Consider the following 19,597-nt stretch of genomic DNA (forward strand, 5'->3'; position numbering starts at 1 on the left):
CCGGGCGGTCCGGGCCTGCCTGGCCGAGGTGGCTTCGAGGTTAAGCAATCCTGATGTCACGCTCCGGGTATCGGAATGGTTGAGTAAAAAGGCCGCCGCGAGAGGGTGGTGCGAAAGCCGTCGGAGGCGGACAAGGGGGTCATTTATTCTCTGTGTGGCCCGCGGACGATACGGGTGCGGCCTCAACTGGCCCTGACAGCGCCAAGCTGCTCTTCGCGCGCGTCCAGGTCGACGTCAAGAACTGGGGCGCCCCGCTCATCGCGGCCATCCAGGGCGGAGACCTGCCGATCTGGAGCGCGGAGGGCTACTACGGGTACCACGCGATCGTGCTCTACGGCTACGCGAGCAACAACGCGTGGATCCAGTACGACACCCCGAGCGACAGCGGCCTGACCTTCAGCACGGAGGCGACCGGCTTCACCACCCCCCGCGCCAACTCCGGTTACCTGGACCTGGGTTACAACCCGGGAGGGAAGAAGAACTCACTGATCGCCTGGAAGAGGTACTGAACCCGGGCGGCCCTGGAGCGGCCCCGGGCCGAGCCGTTCCACCCGTCCCTCGACGTGCACACGGTCCCCGTCCCGCAACTCGAACCGCCCGGCGTCGTCCTCCGCGTACGTCACCGTCCCCGGCAACAGCACCGGCGCCCTGAACTCCGCCGTCACCCGCGCCCGTTCGGGCGCACCGTGGGCGGCGAGACACCGGGCCACGGTCCACATGCCGTGCGCGATGGCACGGGGAAAGCCGAAGAGCCGGGCGGTCAGCGGGTGCAGATGGATGGGGTTGCGGTCCCCGGAGGCGGCACCGTACCGCCGCCCGACGTCCCCGGCGATCCTCCACTCCTCGACGGCGGGCAGGGGAGCGCGCTCCTGCTCCCGGGGCCCGTCCGCAGGTGCGGTTCCGGTCCGGTGCCGTGCCAGATAGGTGCTCCGCGACTCCCACACCATGTCGTCCGCGACCCGCACCTCGGTCACGACGGTGGCCTCGGTCCCGCGCCGATGCGGACTCAACTTCTCGATGTGCACGGAGATCTCGTACGTCGCGTCGCCGGGCAGTTCGGCGTGGCGCACGATCTCGATGGAGGTGTGCACCAGTCCCAGCAGCGGCAACGGAAAGTCCCGCCCGCTCATGAGCCGCATGGCCAGCGGAAACCCGAGGACATGGGGGTAGGTGACGGGCAGCCCGTCGTCCCCGGTGGCGAAACCGCAGACGCGTTCGTAGGCGGCGAGCTTCCGGAGATCGGGCCGGAGGGCGGGAAGCACGAGCCGGGCGCGGGGGAAGTCGGCGTCGGGGGAGGGCTTCTTGAAGGGGGAGAGCAGAGCGCCTCGCGCCAGCAGGGGCCCGAGGGAGGGGGCATTACTGAGGACGATCACAGGGTTCGCCTTCCGACACCGTTGAGGGAAGCGCCCCATCAGGGGCGCGCGGCCTTGTTCGATATGCGGCTACCGCCGCGTGAGCGCGACCAGCCACAACGCACCCACAGCGACCGAACAACCGCTACGCCCCCAAAAGGCTCTGTCCGCAAACCCGCACGACCTGGCCGTTCACGGCTCCCGACCCCGGCTCCACCAACCACCCCACCGTCTCCGCCACATCCCCCGGCACCCCACCCTGCGCCAGCGAGTTCATCCGCCTCCCGGCCTCCCGTATGAACAAGGGAATCGCGGCGGTCATCCTCGTCTCGATGAACCCGGGGGCGACCGCGTTCACGGTCACCCCGAACTCACTCGCCGCCCGTGGCGCCAGGCACCGCACCAGTCCCACCACCCCCGCCTTGCTCGCCCCGTAATTCGTCTGCCCCGCGTTACCGGCGATGCCGGCGATGGACGCCGTACCCACGATCCGTCCACCGGCCTTCAGCGCACCACGCTCCAGCAGCGCGTCCGTCGTGCGCAGCACACTCCCGAGATTCACCTCCAGCACCGAACTCCACCGCTCGGCGGGCATGTTGACCAACCTCCGGTCGCGGGTGATCCCCGCGTTGTGGACGAGGACGTCCAGCCCCTCCGGCAGCGCATCCGCGATCCGCGCCCCCGCGTCCGCCTCGGTGATGTCCAGCGCCACCGCACTTCCGCCCAGCCGCTCGGCCAGCGCACGCGCCTCCACCTCCGCGGCCGGCACATCGAGGACGACGACCCGCGCCCCGTCCCGCGCCAGCGTCTCGGCGACGGCGGCCCCGATCCCGCGGGCCGCCCCGGTGACCAGCGCGGTGCGCCCCGCGAGCGGTCGTTCCCAGTCGTCCGGCACGGTGAAGCCGCCCGCCCCGACCTCGACGACCTGTCCGCTGACGTACGCGGACCGCGGCGAGAGCAGGAACCGCAGCGTGGACTCGGCGGCCCCCGCATCCCCGCCGAGCCGTACGAGGTTGACGGTCCGGCCCCGCCCTATCTCCTTGCCCAGGGAACGGGTGAAGCCCTCCAACGCCTGCTGGGCGGCGGCCTGGTGATGGTCGGCGGGGTCGAGCGGAGCGCCCAGCACCACCACCCGCCCGCTCGCGGCGACGGACCGTACGACGGGGCGGAGGGCCGCGTGCACCTCGGCCAGCGTGTCGATGTCCCGCACCCCGGTGGCGTCGAGGACGACGGCGACGGGGGTGCCCGAGCGGTCGGCCGCACGTCCCGTACGGGCGAGCACCGGAGCCAGGTCGAGATCGGACTTGCCGGCGGTGAGATGCAGCAACCCGCCGTGCAGGGAAGGCGTTTGCGACGGCCGTAGCAGCTTCGCCGGTTGCGGCAGCCCGAGTCGTCGGGTGAGGAAGCGGCCCGGCGCGGTGGCGGTGAAGCTCAGATAGCGGTCCGTCATGTCCGTCCTCAGGCTCGCCCGATTTCTGACTTTCAAGTAAGGTTACCGTAGGTAAGCCTACGTCACAGCTGTCAAGGTTCAGGAGTCGGGCCTAAGGTGAGAGACCCTCACGTAACCTCCGGGATTGCACAGGCCCGGCCCCGGACCAACCCGGAAACCTCACAACCCCGCCACAGCGGGCCCGTACGCTCTCCTGTCTAACTGCCGGTAACCCCTTTCTGAGGCCCGGTCCCGGTGAACGCCTCGGTGCGCGAGGCGCGTACGTCATGCAGCAAGCAGTTCACCCGCTGCACGCCCCAGGAGCCGCTCCGTGTCCACTTCCTCTTTCCAGAACGCCCCGCCGGTGTCCCCCGGTGTCACCGTCAACGCCACGGACTACGACGGCAAGCCGGTCCTGGTCGAGCCCCTCGTGCAGCGGCTGAGCGGGGTGGTGCGGGAGGCGTACGTACCGCCGTTCGCGCCGCCGGTACGGCACGGGTCGCTCGCCGACCTGCCGTTCGAGAACGCGGAGCGGGATCCCGGCGCGGTCGTGCTCAGCCGTAAACCGGCGGACGGCGGGGGCCGTTGGGAGGACGTGACGGCGGGCGGGTTCGCGGCGCAGGTGCAGGCGGTGGCGAAGGGCCTGATCGCGGAGGGGCTGATGCCGGGCGACCGGATCGCGGTCATGGCCCGGACGACGTACGAGTGGACGCTCCTCGACTTCGGCGCCTGGGCGGCCGGCCTGGTGACCGTCCCCATCTACCCCACCTCGTCCGTCTTCCAGACCCGGTGGATCCTGCACGACTCCGGCGCGGTCGCCCTGGTCACCGAGACCGCCGCGCAGGCCGCCGCACTCGGCCCCGAACTCGACCGGCTGCCCGACCTGCGGCACCTGTGGGTGATGGAGAAGGGACATGTGGACCGGCTCGCGGAGGCCGGCCCGAACGTCCAGGACGCCGAAGTGGGCGTACGGCGAGGCATGCTGGGCCCCGAAACCCTGGCCACCCTCATCTACACCTCGGGCACCACCGGCCGCCCCAAGGGCTGCGCCCTCTCGCACGGCAACTTCTTCGCCGAGGTCGACAACGCGATCGAACTCCTCTACCCGATCTTCAAGGCACGCAACGACGAGGAGGTCTCCATCCTCCTCTTCCTCCCCATGTCCCATGTCTTCGGGCGCATGGTGGCGGTCGCCTGCATCCGCGCCCGGGTCCGCCTCGGGCACGCCCCGAGCCTCAAGGCCGAGGACCTGCTCCCGGATCTCGCCGCGTTCAAACCGACCTGTCTGCTCACCATCCCCTACATGCTGGAGAAGGTCTTCAACACCGCGCGGGCCAAGGCGGAGTCGGGCGGCCGGGTCAGCGTCTTCGACCGGGCCACCGGGGTCGCGCAGCGCTACGGCGAGGCGCTGGAGGCCAAGCAGACCGGTACCGGCAGCGGTCCCGGACGCGCCCTGAAGACCGCCCGTTCCTTCTACGACCCGCTGGTCTACCGCCGTATCCGCACCGCCATGGGCGGCAAGGTCCGCCACATCATCTGCGGCGGCTCCCCGCTGGGCCGCCGCCTCGCCGCGTTCTACGCCGGAGCCGGCATCGAGATCTACGAGGGCTACGGCCTGACCGAGACCACCGCCGCCACCACCTGCACCCCGCCCCTCAAGCCCCGCCTGGGCACGGTGGGCTGGCCGATGCCCGGCACGAAGGTCCGGATAGCCGCCGACGGAGAGATCCTGGTCGCCGGTGACCACGTCCTGCGCGGCTACTGGGACCCGGCGGCCGGCGGGGTCGTCCCGGCGACCCGGGACGGCTGGCTCGCCACCGGCGACATAGGCGAGTTGGACGACGAGGGCTACCTCACCATCACCGGCCGCAAGAAGGAGATGCTGATCACGGCCGGCGGCAAGTCGGTGGCCCCCGCCCCGCTGGAGAACTGGCTCCGCTCGCACCCCCTGATCTCCCAGGTGATGCTGGTCGGCGACGGACTGCCCTACGTCAGCGCCCTGGTCACCCTCGACCGGGACGGCCTCACCCACTGGCGCCAGATGAACGGCAAGCACCCGGTGCCGCCGGAACTCCTCCTGGACGACGCCGAGTTGCAGGCGATCCTGCAGCGGGCGATCGACGAGGCCAACAAACTGGTCTCCCGCCCCGAATCCATCCGCCGCTTCACCATGCTCCCCGTCGACTTCACCGAGGAGGCGGGCCATCTGACCCCCTCGATGAAGCTCCGCCGAGAGGAGATCATGAAGGACTTCGCAACAGAGATCGAAAGCCTCTACACGAAGTAACCACCCCACCGAATCTCCGCCACACCACGCCCCGCCGGGACCGACGCCCCCGGCAGGAACGGGCCCGACCGACACAGCCCGGCCGGCGACCGGCATCGCCCGGCAGCGCCCGAGTCCGTCGGGCGCCGTTCGGCGCGGTCTGGGCGGCGGGGGAGCGGCGGCCGCTGTTCGGCGCCCGGGCTCACAAGCAGCTGTGCCGGCGGCGGGGTTTTCCGTGCCGCCGGCTGCCGTTCGGTGCGGTTCAGGCGGCGGAGGGGCGGCGGCCGGTTCGGCGGACGCTGCCTCGGCCTCGGGTGTTGTTGTCGGCGGCACCACCGGTGGTGCCGTCGGTCGCCGTTCGGCGTCGGGACCCGCCGGCGGCTGTGCCGGAGGCCGTGGTGCGGCGGTCGGAGGCGGGGCCTCCCGTGCCGTCGGCCGTCGGGCGGCGGCCGGATCCCCGGGCGGCCTTGGCGGTGCCAGCGGCGGTCGTGGCGCGGCGGCCGGCAGCAGGGGCGCCTGATCCGGCGTCGGCCGCTGCTCGGCCGTTGGTGCCACGCCTGCCGGATGCGGCGGTGCCGTCGGGCGCCGGCGTCCCGGAGCCCGAGCCGGACCGGCGGTTGGCGGCTCGGCGGCCCGTCGCCGTGTCGGGGCTGCCGCCGGTTCCGCGGCGGCGGCCGGAGCGTCTGCCGGGCTTGGCGCCGGTGCTGCCGTCCCGGGACTCCGCCGGTGCCGCCTGCTGGGGGATCGCGATGGTGACGGCCACCCCGGAGGGCTCGCGGGCGCCGGTGATGGCGGCCAGTTCCGCGTCGCTCGACGTGATACTCGCGGTCCGGGGGCGGATGCCCGCGTCCGACATGAGCCGGCTGACATCCCGCTTCTGGTCGGGCAGTACCAGCGTGACCACGCTGCCGGAGCCCCCGGCACGGGCCGTGCGGCCGCCCCGGTGGAGATAGTCCTTGTGGTCGGTGGGCGGATCGACGTTCACGACGAGGTCGAGGTCGTCGATGTGTATGCCCCGGGCCGCGACGTTCGTCGCCACCAGCGCGGTGACCTCGTTGTTCTTGAACTGCTCCAGGGTGCGGGTGCGCTGCGGCTGGGAGCGGCCGCCGTGCAGTGCCGCCGCGCGGACACCGACGGCCAGCAGCCGCTTGGCGAGCCGGTCGGCGGACCTCTTGGTGTCGAGGAAGAGGATGACCCGGCCGTCCCGGGCCGCGATGCGCGTGGTGACGGCCTTCTTGTCGGTCTCGTCCTGGACGTGGAGCACGTGGTGCTCCATGGTCGTCACCGCTCCCGCGGACGGGTCCACGGAGTGCACCACGGGGTCGGTCAGGAACCGCTGCACCAGACGGTCGATGTTCCGGTCGAGAGTGGCCGAGAAGAGCATCCGCTGCCCGTCCGGCCGTACCTTCTCGATCAGCTTGGTGATCTGCGGCAGGAAGCCCATGTCGGTCATCTGGTCGGCTTCGTCCAGCACCGTGATGCGGACGTCGTCGAGCACACAGTCCCCGCGCTCCACGAGGTCGTTGAGCCTGCCGGGACTCGCCACGACCACTTCCACGCCGCGCCGGAGCGTGGCGGCCTGCTTGGTGATGGAGAGCCCGCCGACCACGGTGGCCAGCCGGAGGTTCACGGCGGTCGCGTAGGGGGTCAGCGCGTCCGTCACCTGCTGGGCGAGTTCACGCGTGGGCACCAGCACGAGGGCGAGAGGCGCCCTGGGCTGCGCCCGCAGTCCGGCGGTACGGGCCAGCAGCGCCAGCCCGAACGCGAGGGTCTTCCCGGAGCCGGTGCGTCCCCGGCCCAGCAGGTCGCGGCCCGCGAGCGAGTTGGGCAGGGTGGCGGCCTGGATGGGGAACGGCGTGGTCACGCCCTGCGCGGTGAGCGTCTTCAGCAGCCCCGCGGGCATGTCCAGATCGGCGAAGTCCTCGACGGCGGGAAGCGCGGGCGTCGTGTTCTCCGGCAGCCGGAACTCCGTCGGCGCCGACGTGGACGGCGGCGGGGCTGACGAGGTGCGCCGGTTCGATCTCTGGGGCCTGCGGGACATGCGGTGGTCTGCCTTCCTGGAAACAGCACAAACCGGGGTCCGCACCATGACGGTGCGGACCCCGGTGCGCGGATGAGCGTCCGGCGATCAGGCGGGGACGATGTTCTCCGCCTGCGGGCCCTTCTGGCCCTGCGTGACGTCGAAGGACACGCGCTGGCCCTCCTGGAGCTCACGGAAGCCCTGCGTCGCGATGTTCGAGTAGTGGGCGAAGACGTCGGGGCCGCCGCCGTCCTGCGCGATGAAGCCGAAACCCTTTTCGGCGTTGAACCACTTCACGGTTCCCTGTGCCATGACTTTCTCCTTCTGTAGGCAATGGCCCCATCCGGAGATGCCGGAAAACAGATAATGCGCCTGAAGGAGAAGCAATCCCATCAGGCGCACACAGGTTCATGGGTACCACAACTGCAACACCTCAACCGTAGCACGCTAGGCGTCCTCGGCAAGGCGATTCAGCCACTCCCGCAGCAGGTGCTGCTCCGCGCCGCTGAGGGCCGTCCGGTCGGGGAGGGTGGCGCGCAGCGCGCGGGCGGCACCGGCGGGACCGGTGGTCCGTACGGCGGGCTTCTCGCTGGTGACGGCCGTGACCATGGCCTCCCGGAGGGTGCTCAGCAGGGCCGGGTCGCGGCCGGCCTCGGGCGCGGACAGCCAGGTGAGGACGGCGCCCCGGGCGGTGGCGTGGATGACGTCGACGGCGAGGTCCTCGCCGACCCGCAGCCACCCGCCGGCGGCGAGCCGCCGCACCCGCCCCCGCAGGATCTCCAGCCCGGCCCGGAAGGCGGCCGACCCGCTGTGCGAGGTGTCGCTGTACATCAGCATGTACAGCGCGGGGTTCTCCAGCCCGAACTCGACCGCGAGGTCCCAGCTGCCCCGCAGGTCCTCGATCAGGTCCTCGGGGTCCGGATCGACCCGCTTGCCGGCGAGGAACGTGGCGAACCCGTGCTCCGCCACGGCCTCCAGCAGCCCGTCCTTGTCACCGAACAGCCGGTAGATGGCCGGGGGCTGCAGCCCCGCGGCGACCGCGACCGCCCGGGTGGTGACGGCGTCCCGCCCCTCCCGCGACAGCAGTCCGATGGCGGCGTCGACGACGCGCTGCCGGGTGTCCGTGTCACGTGCTTCCGAGCCCATGCATCAACGATATATCAACGATATCGCTTTCTTGCTTCCATCGTTAGTGCCGATGTTATCGTGAAGATGTTTCCACTGATATCGGTCGCGACCGTCGACCCCGCCCTGGCGGAGCTGATCGGCCGCGAGCCCGTCTCCCTGCGCACTGTGCTGCGCCGGCGGGCGGCCGGTTGAACGGTCGGCCGGTTCGGCCGGTGCCGGTGCCGGTCCCGGTGCCGACCTGGCCGTGGGCACGGGAGGACGGGCTGATCGCCTGGTCGCGGGTCTATGCCAACCCGTCAGAGCTCGGCCAGGAGAAAGGCCTGCGGGCTCAGTTCATTGAGCTCCGGGTCCGGTTCACGCACCGTGCTGGAGTAGAGCGTGAACCCGGCGTCGGCCAGCAGTGCCGTCATCTCCTCCGGCCGCCGCCGCAGGAAGTCCAGCGTCACCCGATGCCCCCAGGGGTTCTCGTGCCGACGCGCCACGTCCCCCACCTGGAACGCCAGGAGCAGGTGCCCGCCCGGCCTCAGCACCCTCCTGAACTCCCGGAACAGGTCGGGCAGTCGGTCGTCCGGGGTGTGGATGGACGAGTACCAGCACAGCACCCCGTCCAGCACCTCGTCCGCCACCTCCAGCTCCAGCATCGAGCCCTGCACGAAGCGCAGTTCGGGATTCTCGCGGCGGGCGATCGCCAGCATCGACGCGGACAGGTCCAGGCCGAACACCGACAGGCCCAGCCCGGCCAGCCGGCCGGTGACCCGGCCGGGGCCGCAGCCCAGGTCGGCCACCTCGCCGCCCGCACCCACCCGCTCGGCGAACACCTCCAACATGGCCCTCTCCACCGGCCTTTTGTCGTACTCCGAGCGGAAGCGCTCGGCGTAGTCGGACGCGATCGCGTCGTAGAAGGTACGGGTGGCGGTGAGGAAGTCGGCGGTCATGCCTGCGGACCCTAACGGCCGTCACTGACAACGCTCCCTACCCGAGCCCCACCGCCCGCAGCGCGGCAGTGACCGCCGCCGCGCCCACGACCACCACCACGAACGGCGCCTTGCGCCACGCCAGTACGCCCCCCACCAGCACCCCGGCCGGGCGGGCCCAGCCCGCGAAGCCGCCGTTCTCGGTCAGCGCGCCGGTCGCCAGGAGCGCGACCAGCAGGACCACCGCACCCGCCGACGCCAGCTCCTGGACCCGCGCCGGGATCTCCACCCGGCCGTGCAGCGCCGGGCCCACCAGGCGGAAGGCGTAGGTGCCGAGCGAGAGGACCAGGATCATGACCACCGTCGCGTTCATCGCCGTACCCCCGGATGTGCGAACAGGCCCAGGAGGGCGAGGAGGACCGGGACCCCGGCCGGGACGGCCGGGGTCACCGCGAGGGCGATCGCCGCGCCGAGCAGGGCCGAGCGCCGTACCCCCGCGTCCTTGCGGAGGGACGGCAGGACCAGTGCCACCAGCACCGCCGGGAACGCCGCGTCCAGGCCGTAACGGGCGGTGTCGCCGAGGGCCGTGCCGGCGAGGGCGCCGATCAGCACCCCCGCGTTCCATACGGCGAACAGGCCGAGCCCCGAGATCCAGAACGCGGCGCGGCGGCGGGCCGGGTCCGGCTGGGCAAGGGCGAAGGCGACCGTCTCGTCGGTCACCAGGTGCGCGCCGAGCAGGCGGGTGGCGCGGCCGGGGCCGAGCAGGTCGGCGACGGCGAGGCTGAAGGCCGCCGTACGGGTGTTGAGGAGGAGTCCGGTGGCCGCGGCCGCCAGCGGACCGCCGCCGGCGAGCAGTACGCCGACCGCGCTGAACTGCGCGGAGCCCGCGTAGACGACGAGGGACATCAGGACCGGGACCCATACGGGGAGGCCGCCGGCGACGCTGACCGCGCCGAAGGAGACGCCGACGACGCCGCTTGCCAGCCAGACGAGGGAACTGTCCCGGGCGAGGGAGGCGCGGGGGCGGGTGTTCGGCGGAGGACCGGTTCGGAGACTGGTTCGGGGACTGGCTTGGTGACCGGTTCGGGGACTGGTTCGGGGGCTGGTTCGGTGTGGCGAACGCATGTTCTTTACAATGAACAAGCAGGATGGTGTTCGTCAAGGCGAACGGTCGTACCGATGGAGCGAACGAATCAGATGTCCGAGGCACCCGACCGGCTCCCGATGGAGTGGATCGCCGGTTCGCTGAAGCGGGAGCGGGCCCGGGCCGGGCTCTCGCTGTCCGAACTGGCCAAGCGGGCCGGTATCGCGAAGTCCACGCTGTCCCAGCTGGAGGCCGGCAGCGGCAACCCGAGCGTGGAGACGCTGTGGTCGCTGGGGGTCGCGCTGGGCGTGCCGTTCAGCGCGCTGGTCGAGCCGCCGGTGTCCGCCGTCCAGGTGATCCGTGCGGGGCAGGGGCCCACCGTCGCGTCGGAACGGGCCGACTTCGCCGCCACCCTGCTCTCGGCCTGCCCGCCCGGCACCCGCCGGGACATCTACCACCTGCGGATGGAGCCGGGCGTGGCGCGCGAGTCCGAGCCGCACATTCCGGGGACCGTCGAGCACCTTGTCGTATGTGGCGGGCAGGTTAAGGCGGGGCCACGCGGAGAAACCGTCGAATTGAACCCCGGGGATTACCTGACGTACCGCGGGGATGTTCCGCACTCCTACGAGGCGCTGGTGCCCGGCACCACGTTCGTCCTCGTCATGCAGCACATTTAGGCGGCGGAGAAAAGGCAGGAGCCCCGTCGCCTGACGGCGCGGGGCTCCTTGGGTACTGCACTCAGTCTGCGATCAGACTTGGGATTTCCGTGATCAGACGGGGGTGACGTTCTCCGCCTGAGGACCCTTCGGGCCCTGCGTGACGTCGAAGCTCACCTGCTGGTTCTCCTCCAGGGAGCGGAACCCGTTGGCGTTGATCGCGGAGTAGTGGACGAAGACGTCGGGGCCGCCGCCTTCCTGGGCGATGAAACCAAAGCCCTTTTCGGCGTTGAACCACTTCACGGTTCCGGTAGCCATAAGCCCTCCTTGGGCTCAAAAGGGTCGCCCTGCTCCAGAACCTGCAAGTGTGAAAACAAACTAAGTGCCGCACAACTGCATATGTCTGAAAACGACGAGAGCCCACGGTTACATGCTCCGCAGGCTCTGTACTGCAAGGGAAACCAAACTGCAACTTGCGGCGAGCCTAGCATGTGGGCAGCCGAAAGCAACAGAGGCCAAGATCATGTCACCCGGAGGTTTGAATGGCCTCAAGCGTGGGTTGACGCCCTGAGGGGTGCCTGCAGCGGTGCTGACTGCGCGGAGCTGACGGCGGGGGCGGTCTCAGCACCGTACCCCATGGGGTCTAGTCTCGCGATGTGGACATTTCTCGCACCCGGCCGCGCGTCGGCCACATCCAGTTCCTGAACTGCCTGCCCCTCTACTGGGGGCTCGCGAGAACCGGCACCCTCCTCGACTTCGAGCTCACCAAGGACACCCCGGAGAAGCTCAGCGAGCGACTGGTGCGCGGCGACCTCGACATCGGGCCCATCACCCTCGTCGAGTTCCTGCGCAACGCCGACGACCTGGTCGCCTTCCCGGACATCGCCGTCGGCTGCGACGGCCCGGTGATGTCCTGCGTGATCGTCTCGCAGGTCCCGCTGGACCAGCTGGACGGCCGCCGGGTCGCCCTCGGCTCCACCTCCCGGACCTCGGTCCGCCTCGCCCAGCTGCTGCTCGCCGACCGCTACGGCGTGCAGCCCGACTACTACACCTGCCCGCCCGATCTCAGCCTGATGATGCAGGAGGCGGACGCGGCGGTGCTGATCGGCGACGCGGCCCTGCGCGCCAACCTGCTGGACGGCCCCCGCTACGGCCTGGAGGTCCACGACCTCGGCGCGCTGTGGAAGGAGTGGACGGGCCTCCCCTTCGTCTTCGCGGTGTGGGCGGCGCGCCGGGACTACCTGGAGCGCGAGCCGCAGATCACCCGCGAGGTGCACGGCGCCTTCCTCGAATCCCGCAACCTCTCCCTGGAGGAGGTCGCCAAGGTCGCCGAACAGGCCGCCCGCTGGGAGGCGTTCGACGAGGCGACCCTGGCCCAGTACTTCACCACCCTCGACTTCAGCTTCGGCGCACCGCAGCTGGCGGCGGTCACGGAGTTCGCACGACGGGTCGGCCCGACCACCGGATTCCCGGCGGACGTGAAGGTCGATCTGCTGGCGCCCTAGCCCCTACTCTGCTGCGTGGGCTCTTCAGGGGGCCGGACTCTCTGGGGGGTGAGGGCGCATGCAGCCGCTCGCGGGTGACGAACCGGCCGTCGTCGGACCGTACCGGCTGCTCGGCCGCCTCGGCTCCGGCGGCATGGGCCGGGTCTATCTGGGCCGTTCGGCCGGCGGCCGGACCGTCGCCGTGAAGATCGTGCACCCGCACTTCGCGCTGGACGAGGAGTTCCGGGCCCGCTTCCGCCGCGAGGTGGCGGCGGCCCGACGGGTCGGCGGCGCCTGGACCGCCCCCGTCCTGGACGCCGACCCGGACGCGGCCGTGCCCTGGGTCGCCACGGCCTACGCCGCCGGTCCGTCCCTCGCGGCCGCCGTGACCGACGGCGGTCCGCTGCCCGCGCACACGGTACGGGCGCTGGGCGCGGGCCTTGCGGAGGCGCTGGCGGCGGTGCACGAACTGGGCCTGGTGCACCGGGACGTGAAGCCGTCCAACGTCCTGCTGACCCTCGACGGGCCGCTGCTCATCGACTTCGGCATCGCCCGGGCCATCGACGGTACGGCGTCACTGACCTCCTCGGGGGTCTCGATCGGCTCGCCGGGTTACATGTCCCCCGAGCAGATCCTCGGCAAGGGCGTCACGGGCGCCGCGGACATGTTCTCGCTGGGCGCGGTGCTGGCGTACGCGGCGAACGGCGAACCGCCCTTCCCCGGCGACTCCTCCGCCGCCCTGCTCTACAAGGTCGTCCACGAGGAACCCGAACTCGGCACGCTGAGCGGTGAGCTGCGATCGGTGGCCGAGGCGTGCCTCGCGAAGGAGGCGGGGGCCCGGCCGGGCCCGGCGGAGGTGGCCGCGCGGCTGGCCCCGCAGGGGGCCGCGCGGCTGGTGACGGGCGGGTGGCTGCCGGGGGCGCTGGTGGAGAGGGTGAGCCGAAGCGCCGTACAGGTGCTGAACCTTGAGGCGGCGCAGGGCGCGGAGTCGGCGGAGGGGGCGCAGGGGGCGGTACCCGCGTCCGGGCCGGTGGGTTTCAGCAGTCCTTCGGTGGGGGCTTCGGGGGTGAGGCCTTCGAGCGTGGGGGCTTCGGGGGTGGGTGCTGCCGCGGCCGACGCGGTGGAGGCCGGCGCGGTGGCCGGCGCTGCGGTGGCGGGGGAGTTCGGGCCGCCGCCGACCGTGCCGCCCGCGGTTCCCGGGGCTGCGCCTGCGGTCTCCGGGGCTGTGCCTGCCATGCCTGCGGCCCCGCCTGCCATGCCTGTGGCTCCGCCCGCCACGCCTGCCGCTCCGCCTGCCATGCCGTCGGGTTCGCCGACCGTGGCGGAGCCGCGGGATGCCGTGCCGCCCGGGAAGGTGTCGGTGAGCGTCGCGGCGACCGCCGTACCCGGCGAGGGCGGCCGTGGCCGCCGGGTGAGCTGTACGGTCGCGCTGGCCGTGGCCGGGGCGCTGGCGGCGGTGACCGTGGGCGTGGGGTTCCTGGTGAAGCCGTACATCGAGGGCGCGGGAGGTACGGACAGCGCGGGTGGCACCGCCTCCTCCCAGGAGCCGGGGACGGTCAAGAAGCCGGGGGCGGTCCCGGCCGCCTACCTCGGCACCTGGGAGGGCTCGGCCACCGCGCTGTCCGGCAACCTGCCCATCGGCACCTTCCGGGTCACCGTCGAACAGGCGGCGGTCGGCGCGGAGTTGGGCCGCCTGCGGCAGACCGACCAGCTGGGCGGGGTCTGCACGGACGTCCTCACCCTGCAGTCGGTGACGGCCACGAAGATCGTCGCGTCCTCGGAGGGCGTCGAGGGCAACCACGACGGCTGCGATCCCGGCCGGAACACGGTGTACCTGACGCCGAGCCACGGCGACCTGGTGTACACGTCGGACAGTTCGGCGGAGGGGAATCCGGTCGCGGTGATGTCGAGGACGGGGGACTGAGGACCTTCCGGGGTCCGGCCCCCCGCCGTACGGCTACTGCGGGGTGGTCACCGTGATGTGCTCCCCGCTGCCCAGATGCAGCATGCCCTTGCCGGGCTGGACCGGCCCGCCCACCATGGCCCGGGTGGTCCGGATGCCGATCAGCTCGCCGGAGCCGGACTCCTGCGGGGAGAGCAGGATGCCCCGGCGGGCCTTCTTGGCGTCGACCTGCCAGCCGGAGAAGCCGTCGCAGATCTCGTCCTCGTCACCGGCGATGACGACGGCGAGCCCCTCCTCGGCGCCACGCTCGACGATCCGCTTGAAGACGTCCTCGGCGTCGCAGTCGTCCAGGACCTCGGCGTCGTCGACGAGGACCACGATCGGATCCGCCGGGGTGGCGGTGTTCACGATCTCCTCCAGCTCGTCCTCGTCCACGTCCCGCCCGGTGAAGACCTTCACCACACCGTCCTGGCCGTCGAGTTCACGCAGCGGGGACTGCCGGGGCGCGGCCACGACGATCCGCACGCCGTTGGCCAGGTAGGAGCGGGCGAAGCCCAACAGGGTCGTGGAGCGGCCGGACTTGGCGGGACCGCCGATGACGAAGGCGGGCACGCCCTGCGACAGGTCCGGCCCGAAAGCGGTCAGTTCGTCGCCACCGACACCGACCAGCGCCCACAGCCGGGACGAGGCGGCGGCCGGATCCCGCATCGCCCAGGCGTCCTCGAAGGAGATCCGGCCGGGCAGCACGTCGACCCGGAACGGGCGCCGCGAGCGCGGCACCTGCGCGTCCCGGACATCGGCCGCCTCGCCGATCGCGGCGATCGCGGCGGCCTGCCCCTGACCGGTGGTGTCCTCGGCGAGCAGCGCGAACTGCGTCTCCGCGGCCGTCTCGCTGCGGAAGGCGCGGCCGGGCGGGATCTCCTCCGGAACCTTGCGGGAGTTGATGTCCAGCATCGAGAAGTCCGCGCGGTCCGCGAGCCGCAGTCCGTACTTGTCCTCGGTGAGGGAGGAGATCCGGCCGGCCAGGATCTGCCGGTCGCCGGTGAGGACGAGATGGATGCCTACGCTGGCGCCCTCCCGCATCATCACCATGATCTTGTCGGTGAGGTCACCGTGGTTCAGCTCGCCGAGAGTGGGCAGCCAGCCCTCCCAGCGGTCGAGGAGCAGCACGATGTGCGGCAGCCGCTCCGCCTGCGGCACGGCGGCCCGCTGCTCGCCGATGTCCGCGAACCCCCGGTCGGCAAGGAGCTCCTGACGGCGGCTCAACTCGCCCGACAGGCGCGCCATGAGGCGCTCCACGCGCTCGGTCTGGTTACGGCCGACGACGGCACCGCAGTGCGGCAGCCGGGTCAGCGCGTTGAGGGCGCCGTTGCCGCAGTCGATGCCGTACATGTGCACATCGGCACAGGAGTTGGTGCGGGCCAGCGAACCGGCGATGGTGCGCAGCACCTGCGAACGCCCGGTGCGCGGCGCACCGGCGATGATCAGATGCCCGAAGGTCGCGAAGTCGACGGCGACCGCACGACGGGCCTGCTCGGACGGCAGGTCCTCGACACCGTACGGGGCGGCGGGCAGCGAGCCCTGCGCCTGCACGGCCGGGACGTCGTCGAGCAGCAGAGTGTCGTCGAGGGCGGGCAGCCACGGCGAGTGCTGGGCCGGGACGCCGAGCGCGGTGTTGGCCTCGCGCACGGCGTCGACGAGCACCTGCAGGTCGGTGATCTCGTCGTCCTCCCGAGCCTCCGACTTGGGCTTGCGCAGCGCGGCCCGCCCCAGGTCCTGCCAGCTCAGCGCCCCGGCCCAGGGCGCGAGCGTGGCCGGGTCGGCCGCACCCGGCCGCCGACCGCCGACCCGCCCCGACTGGAACGGGATCAGCGAGGCATGCCCCAGCCGGACATACGCCCGGCCCGGCGTGCTCTTCGCGATGTGCCCGGCGTCGGGCGCGTCGATGACGTCGGTCGACTCACCTGCGTCGGTCACGCGCAGCGCGATCCGGAGGTTGGTGTTGGCGCGGATCTCGGGGGACACGACGCCGGAGGGCCGCTGCGTGGCGAGCAGCAGATGAATGCCGAGGGACCGCCCTCGCTGCGCGATATTGACAAGTCCCGTGACGAAGTCGGGCAGATCGCGCACCATGGACGCGAACTCGTCGATGACGATGAGCAGTCGGGGAACCGGCGGATGCGACGGATCCCTCCTGACCAGATCCTGATAGTCCTCGATGTCCTTGGCGTCGGCGGCGGCCAGGATGTGCTCGCGCCGCTTCAGCTCGGCACCCAGCGACTCCAGGGCCCGCTCCACGAGGTGGGCGTCGAGGTCGGTGACCATACCCACCGTGTGCGGCAGCTTCACACAGTCCTTGAACGCCGAGCCGCCCTTGTAGTCGACGAGGACGAAGGTCATGTTCTCGGGGGTGTTGGCGACGGCGAGCGCGGCCACGATGGTCTGCAGCAGCTCGGACTTGCCGGAACCGGTCGTACCGGCGATCAGCCCGTGCGGCCCGTCGCGCCGCAGATCGATGCCGAACGGCCCGTCGTACGACTCGCCGATGACGGCCATGGTCGACTGCCCGCCCATCCGCCACCGGGCGGCGATGGCATCCCGCGACGGCGGCTCCAGCTGGAGCACGTCGAGCAGCCGGCTGGAGCCGGGCAGCGCCGAGTCCTCGGTCTCGCCGCTGATGTCCCGGAGCGGGGAGAGGGAGCGGGCGAGCCGGCCGCACCAGGCGGCGGTGACGAAGTCGGGCCGTACGTTGCGCTTGCGCAGCGCCCCGCTCTGCTCGACGCGCAGCCGCAACTCCAGGTCCTGCGGGGCCTGTTTCTCGACCTGCTGGTCGGGATGCCAGGCCTGGAAGGAGGGAAAACCACCAACGGTCTGCTGCGCAACGGCCGTTGCCGGGGCACCCTCGACCGCGACCGGCTCGGCGACGACGACACCCTGGCACTCACCGGGAAGGAAGCGCTCCTCCTCGTCGAGGCAGATGGAGCGGATGGCGACGCCCGGCCCTTCCTTCAACAGCCGTACGACACCGGGCATGGACCGCAGCCGCCGCGACCCGTCCCACACCACCACGACGTCCGGATCACTGAACGCGGGCCCGTCGGTCTTGCTCCGCCCGCCCTGCTGGAGGGCCTTCTGCCGGCCGTCGAGGAGCTGGGTGAGCTCGCCGACGCGGGCGGCGACGGTCTCGGAGTCGGTGCCGATGAGGACGTTCACGTCCTGGCCGCCGCCCGGGCGGGAGTGCGGCAGCCAGCGCACCCAGTCCCAGCGGGTACCGGCGTCGTGGTCGGTGAGGACGTAGAACTGCACGTCCATGGGGCTGTGCAGCACGGCGGTCTGGGCGACGGCCCACCGACCCAGCGCATGCGCCGAATCCCCCGGCCCGGCGACCCCGATCACCCCCAGATCGCGCAGCGACAGCGCGACCGGGGCGTCCTCGATGTACCAGCGGACCTTGCGCTTGTGCTCGTCCTGCTCGGGGTCGTCGAGTTCGACCTCGGAGGGGACGCGCCCGGTGCCGAAACGGACGAGCAGGTGGTCGGCGTCGGTGCGCCGCCGCTCCCAGAGCCGGGTACGCGGCCCGGTCCCGTACGTCAGCACGGCGGCCGGGTCCGGCACGGCACCGCGCCGCTCCGACCGCTCGGCGACCAGCGCCTCCTGCGCCTCCCCCTCGATCCGCTCCTTGTGCTCCTTGTACTCCTTGAGCTGCTTGGCGTGGGACTTCCGGCCGTGCTTCTTGTCCATGAAGTAGTTGCCGAAGAGCATGATCGGGCTCATCACGGCCATCACCAGGTAGTACCAGCGATGGAACATGAACACGGACACGACGGCGCCGACGAGCGGCAGCAGGGCCATAAGCCAGGGCAGCGGCCGGGCCTCGTAGTCGCCGGGCGGGTTGGGCAGCGAGAAGTGCGTCTGCCGTTCGGCGGGACGCAGTCGAGGGGGCCGGTTGTAGTCGAGTCCGGCACCGTCGTCGGACCACTTGAGGGCGGCGTTGGGCGCGGAGTAGGCGGCGATCTCGAACAGCGTGTTGCCGAGGGCGAGTTGGGACCCGAGCGGCCAGTCCCCGTCGCCCTTGAACTCCTCTCCGTCCAACCGCGCGCCTTCTCCGTGCACCTGAACCTTGCAGGTGCCGTCGATGGCGATGGTGAGGGTGGCGGCACGGGCCGCGAGCTCCGGGTCCTCGACGCGGATGTGCGAGGCGGCTCCGGTACCGATGTCGTACCGCCCGACACCGAGCCGGTGCACGGAACCCGCGGCCGGGCCGCCGGCGACCCGGAACTCCACGACACCGGTGGGTTCGCCGAGCAGACACCCGGCGGGATCGTGCAGGGAGACGACGACACCGTCGCGCAGCGGCGAGCCGACGACGGTGGCGGCGGGGTCGAGGGCGTACCCGTCGACATAGGCGTGCGGTCCGGAGGCCTGGGCGACGGCGGCCTGTTGCCGGTGCGCACCGATGGGTATGACCTGGGCCCCTTCGTTGCTGTCGGGAAAACCCGGACCGACCTGCCGGGCCAGCTCCCGGGCGACGTCACCGACCGTGGACTCGGGATCCGCGTCGAGCACCACATCGGCGGTGGCACCGCCGACCGGATCGACGACGGTCAGACTCAGGCGCACGTTCCGTCCCCCAACACAGCGATAGCACCCAACACAGTGGAAGTGACCTTAGCCGCAGGTTCTTTCCCGGGTGCAACGGGATCTGCACGGTTCACAGTTCCACCGCACAAGGGCCGTGCGGTCCCACGCGTCACCCCCGTAGGATCTTTGCTCGTGCGGACGGCCGTGTCATGGCCACGATCCGCGCGAACGATGCCACGGGGGAAGGCCCTGCGGCCACACGAACGGGAGGAAGCCGTCATGGCCAGCAAAGACACGGATCTCACTTATGCCGAGATGGAGAAGGTCGCGGGCGACCTGATCAAGGACATGCACGAGCTTGAGGACAAGATCAAGAACGTGGAGAAGCGGGTCAGCGCCCTGGTGGAGAACGGCTTCACCACCCAGAAGGCCTCGGGAGCGTACGACGACTCCATGAAGGAGTTCACGAAGGGCGCGTCCAAGACCATCCAGGGCCTGCACGGCCTCTCGGACTTCCTGAAGAAGGCCAAGGAAGCGTACGAGCAGCTGGACGAACAGCTGGCGAAGCAGGCCAAGGGCTGATCACCGCCTCGGCATGAGGACGGTTCACGTCGGTGCGATGGAGCGGTCGGCCATCGCACCGACGGGTTTTGCGGGGACGTTTCGTTCAGGACCACTCGCACTTCTTTCTTCTGTGTCGCGCCATGCGTTCGGTCCCGAAGGGGCAGTCTTGCATCTTGGGCGTCGGGCTCCAGCCTCAGGGAAACGGGTTTGGCGGAG

16 protein-coding genes are annotated in these 19,597 nt (G+C 71.3%); 6 read left to right on the forward strand and 10 right to left on the reverse strand.

From position 1 onward, the window contains the following. The first annotated feature begins 152 nt into the window (after positions 1 to 152). Positions 153 to 509, forward strand: a complete 357-nt coding sequence (locus ACIRR9_RS25680) for a hypothetical protein (RefSeq protein ID WP_403756024.1) — start codon at positions 153 to 155, stop codon at positions 507 to 509. Here ACIRR9_RS25680 and ACIRR9_RS25685 read toward each other — a convergent pair. Together ACIRR9_RS25685 and ACIRR9_RS25690 are read right to left on the reverse strand one after the other, a co-directional pair. Then, a complete protein-coding gene (locus ACIRR9_RS25685) occupies positions 483 to 1,412 on the reverse strand; it encodes a MaoC/PaaZ C-terminal domain-containing protein (RefSeq protein WP_403756027.1) in 930 nt (309 codons plus the stop codon). The two genes, ACIRR9_RS25680 and ACIRR9_RS25685, sit on opposite strands and share 27 nt — an antisense overlap. A gap of 85 nt (positions 1,413 to 1,497) precedes the next feature. Next, positions 1,498 to 2,802 carry a 3-oxoacyl-ACP reductase gene (locus tag ACIRR9_RS25690; protein ID WP_403756030.1) on the reverse strand — a complete coding sequence of 435 codons (1,305 nt, stop codon included), beginning with the start codon at positions 2,800 to 2,802 and terminating at the stop codon, positions 1,498 to 1,500. A 343-nt stretch (positions 2,803 to 3,145) separates the two neighbouring features. Between ACIRR9_RS25690 and ACIRR9_RS25695 the strand changes: the two genes are divergently transcribed. Then, the gene (locus ACIRR9_RS25695; protein ID WP_403756355.1) at positions 3,146 to 5,068 is read left to right on the forward strand and encodes an AMP-dependent synthetase/ligase; all 1,923 of its coding nucleotides are present in this window, start codon (positions 3,146 to 3,148) and stop codon (positions 5,066 to 5,068) included. A 241-nt stretch (positions 5,069 to 5,309) separates the two neighbouring features. Here the strand turns inward: ACIRR9_RS25695 and ACIRR9_RS25700 are convergent, their stop codons facing one another. The 6 genes from ACIRR9_RS25700 to ACIRR9_RS25725 all read right to left on the reverse strand — a co-directional run bounded on the left by ACIRR9_RS25700 (position 5,310) and on the right by ACIRR9_RS25725 (position 10,234). Next, positions 5,310 to 7,088, reverse strand: coding sequence for a DEAD/DEAH box helicase (locus tag ACIRR9_RS25700; RefSeq protein ID WP_403756033.1), 1,779 nt, complete (start codon positions 7,086 to 7,088; stop codon positions 5,310 to 5,312). A gap of 87 nt (positions 7,089 to 7,175) precedes the next feature. Next, positions 7,176 to 7,379: a cold-shock protein gene (locus tag ACIRR9_RS25705; protein ID WP_031161015.1), complete on the reverse strand. Its 204-nt coding sequence runs from the start codon at positions 7,377 to 7,379 to the stop codon at positions 7,176 to 7,178. Between the two features lie 135 nt (positions 7,380 to 7,514). Further along, on the reverse strand, positions 7,515 to 8,213 hold the full coding sequence (locus ACIRR9_RS25710; RefSeq protein ID WP_403756037.1) for a TetR/AcrR family transcriptional regulator: 699 nt from the start codon (positions 8,211 to 8,213) through the stop codon (positions 7,515 to 7,517). 278 nt (positions 8,214 to 8,491) lie between these two features. Beyond that, the gene (locus ACIRR9_RS25715; protein ID WP_403756040.1) at positions 8,492 to 9,130 is read right to left on the reverse strand and encodes a class I SAM-dependent methyltransferase; all 639 of its coding nucleotides are present in this window, start codon (positions 9,128 to 9,130) and stop codon (positions 8,492 to 8,494) included. 37 nt (positions 9,131 to 9,167) lie between these two features. Next, positions 9,168 to 9,482: an AzlD domain-containing protein gene (locus tag ACIRR9_RS25720; RefSeq protein WP_403756043.1), complete on the reverse strand. Its 315-nt coding sequence runs from the start codon at positions 9,480 to 9,482 to the stop codon at positions 9,168 to 9,170. After that, on the reverse strand, positions 9,479 to 10,234 hold the full coding sequence (locus tag ACIRR9_RS25725) for an AzlC family ABC transporter permease (RefSeq protein WP_403756045.1): 756 nt from the start codon (positions 10,232 to 10,234) through the stop codon (positions 9,479 to 9,481). Before ACIRR9_RS25725 ends, ACIRR9_RS25720 begins: the two co-directional genes overlap by 4 nt. A 72-nt stretch (positions 10,235 to 10,306) precedes the next feature. Here ACIRR9_RS25725 and ACIRR9_RS25730 point away from each other — a divergent pair, with 72 nt between their 5' ends. Further along, the gene (locus ACIRR9_RS25730) at positions 10,307 to 10,870 is read left to right on the forward strand and encodes a helix-turn-helix domain-containing protein (protein WP_403756048.1); all 564 of its coding nucleotides are present in this window, start codon (positions 10,307 to 10,309) and stop codon (positions 10,868 to 10,870) included. Positions 10,871 to 10,963: 93 nt separating this feature from the next. Here ACIRR9_RS25730 and ACIRR9_RS25735 read toward each other — a convergent pair whose 3' ends face one another. Continuing rightward, positions 10,964 to 11,167: a cold-shock protein gene (locus tag ACIRR9_RS25735; RefSeq protein WP_007490911.1), complete on the reverse strand. Its 204-nt coding sequence runs from the start codon at positions 11,165 to 11,167 to the stop codon at positions 10,964 to 10,966. Between the two features lie 338 nt (positions 11,168 to 11,505). On the opposite strand from ACIRR9_RS25735, the gene ACIRR9_RS25740 reads away from it, so the two are divergent. Next, on the forward strand, positions 11,506 to 12,354 hold the full coding sequence (locus tag ACIRR9_RS25740; protein WP_403756051.1) for a menaquinone biosynthetic enzyme MqnA/MqnD family protein: 849 nt from the start codon (positions 11,506 to 11,508) through the stop codon (positions 12,352 to 12,354). Between the two features lie 58 nt (positions 12,355 to 12,412). Further along, a complete protein-coding gene (locus ACIRR9_RS25745) occupies positions 12,413 to 14,257 on the forward strand; it encodes a serine/threonine-protein kinase (protein WP_403756054.1) in 1,845 nt (614 codons plus the stop codon). A 33-nt stretch (positions 14,258 to 14,290) separates the two neighbouring features. Here the strand turns inward: ACIRR9_RS25745 and ACIRR9_RS25750 are convergent, their stop codons facing one another. Then, entirely contained in the window at positions 14,291 to 18,856 is a 4,566-nt protein-coding gene (locus ACIRR9_RS25750; RefSeq protein ID WP_403756057.1) for an FtsK/SpoIIIE domain-containing protein, read from the reverse strand. Between the two features lie 240 nt (positions 18,857 to 19,096). Here ACIRR9_RS25750 and ACIRR9_RS25755 point away from each other — a divergent pair, with 240 nt between their 5' ends. Next, the gene (locus tag ACIRR9_RS25755) at positions 19,097 to 19,399 is read left to right on the forward strand and encodes a WXG100 family type VII secretion target (RefSeq protein ID WP_123975012.1); all 303 of its coding nucleotides are present in this window, start codon (positions 19,097 to 19,099) and stop codon (positions 19,397 to 19,399) included. Positions 19,400 to 19,597 lie beyond the last annotated feature (198 nt).

Source organism: Streptomyces sp. NPDC101234 (assembly GCF_044767525.1).
GTDB classification, from domain to species: Bacteria; Actinomycetota; Actinomycetes; order Streptomycetales; family Streptomycetaceae; genus Streptomyces; species Streptomyces sasae.

Bases quoted from the DNA above. Each gene is read 5' to 3' on its own strand.
- ACIRR9_RS25685 (WP_403756027.1), bottom strand. From the start codon at position 1,412: ATGGGGCGCTTCCCTCAACGGTGTCGGAAGGCGAACCCTGTGATCGTC.
- ACIRR9_RS25690 (WP_403756030.1), bottom strand. From the start codon at position 2,802: ATGACGGACCGCTATCTGAGCTTCACCGCCACCGCGCCGGGCCGCTTC.
- ACIRR9_RS25700 (WP_403756033.1), bottom strand. From the start codon at position 7,088: ATGTCCCGCAGGCCCCAGAGATCGAACCGGCGCACCTCGTCAGCCCCG.
- ACIRR9_RS25705 (WP_031161015.1), bottom strand. From the start codon at position 7,379: ATGGCACAGGGAACCGTGAAGTGGTTCAACGCCGAAAAGGGTTTCGGC.
- ACIRR9_RS25710 (WP_403756037.1), bottom strand. From the start codon at position 8,213: ATGGGCTCGGAAGCACGTGACACGGACACCCGGCAGCGCGTCGTCGAC.
- ACIRR9_RS25715 (WP_403756040.1), bottom strand. From the start codon at position 9,130: ATGACCGCCGACTTCCTCACCGCCACCCGTACCTTCTACGACGCGATC.
- ACIRR9_RS25720 (WP_403756043.1), bottom strand. From the start codon at position 9,482: ATGAACGCGACGGTGGTCATGATCCTGGTCCTCTCGCTCGGCACCTAC.
- ACIRR9_RS25725 (WP_403756045.1), bottom strand. From the start codon at position 10,234: ATGCGTTCGCCACACCGAACCAGCCCCCGAACCAGTCCCCGAACCGGT.
- ACIRR9_RS25730 (WP_403756048.1), top strand. From the start codon at position 10,307: ATGTCCGAGGCACCCGACCGGCTCCCGATGGAGTGGATCGCCGGTTCG.
- ACIRR9_RS25735 (WP_007490911.1), bottom strand. From the start codon at position 11,167: ATGGCTACCGGAACCGTGAAGTGGTTCAACGCCGAAAAGGGCTTTGGT.
- ACIRR9_RS25745 (WP_403756054.1), top strand. From the start codon at position 12,413: ATGCAGCCGCTCGCGGGTGACGAACCGGCCGTCGTCGGACCGTACCGG.
- ACIRR9_RS25755 (WP_123975012.1), top strand. From the start codon at position 19,097: ATGGCCAGCAAAGACACGGATCTCACTTATGCCGAGATGGAGAAGGTC.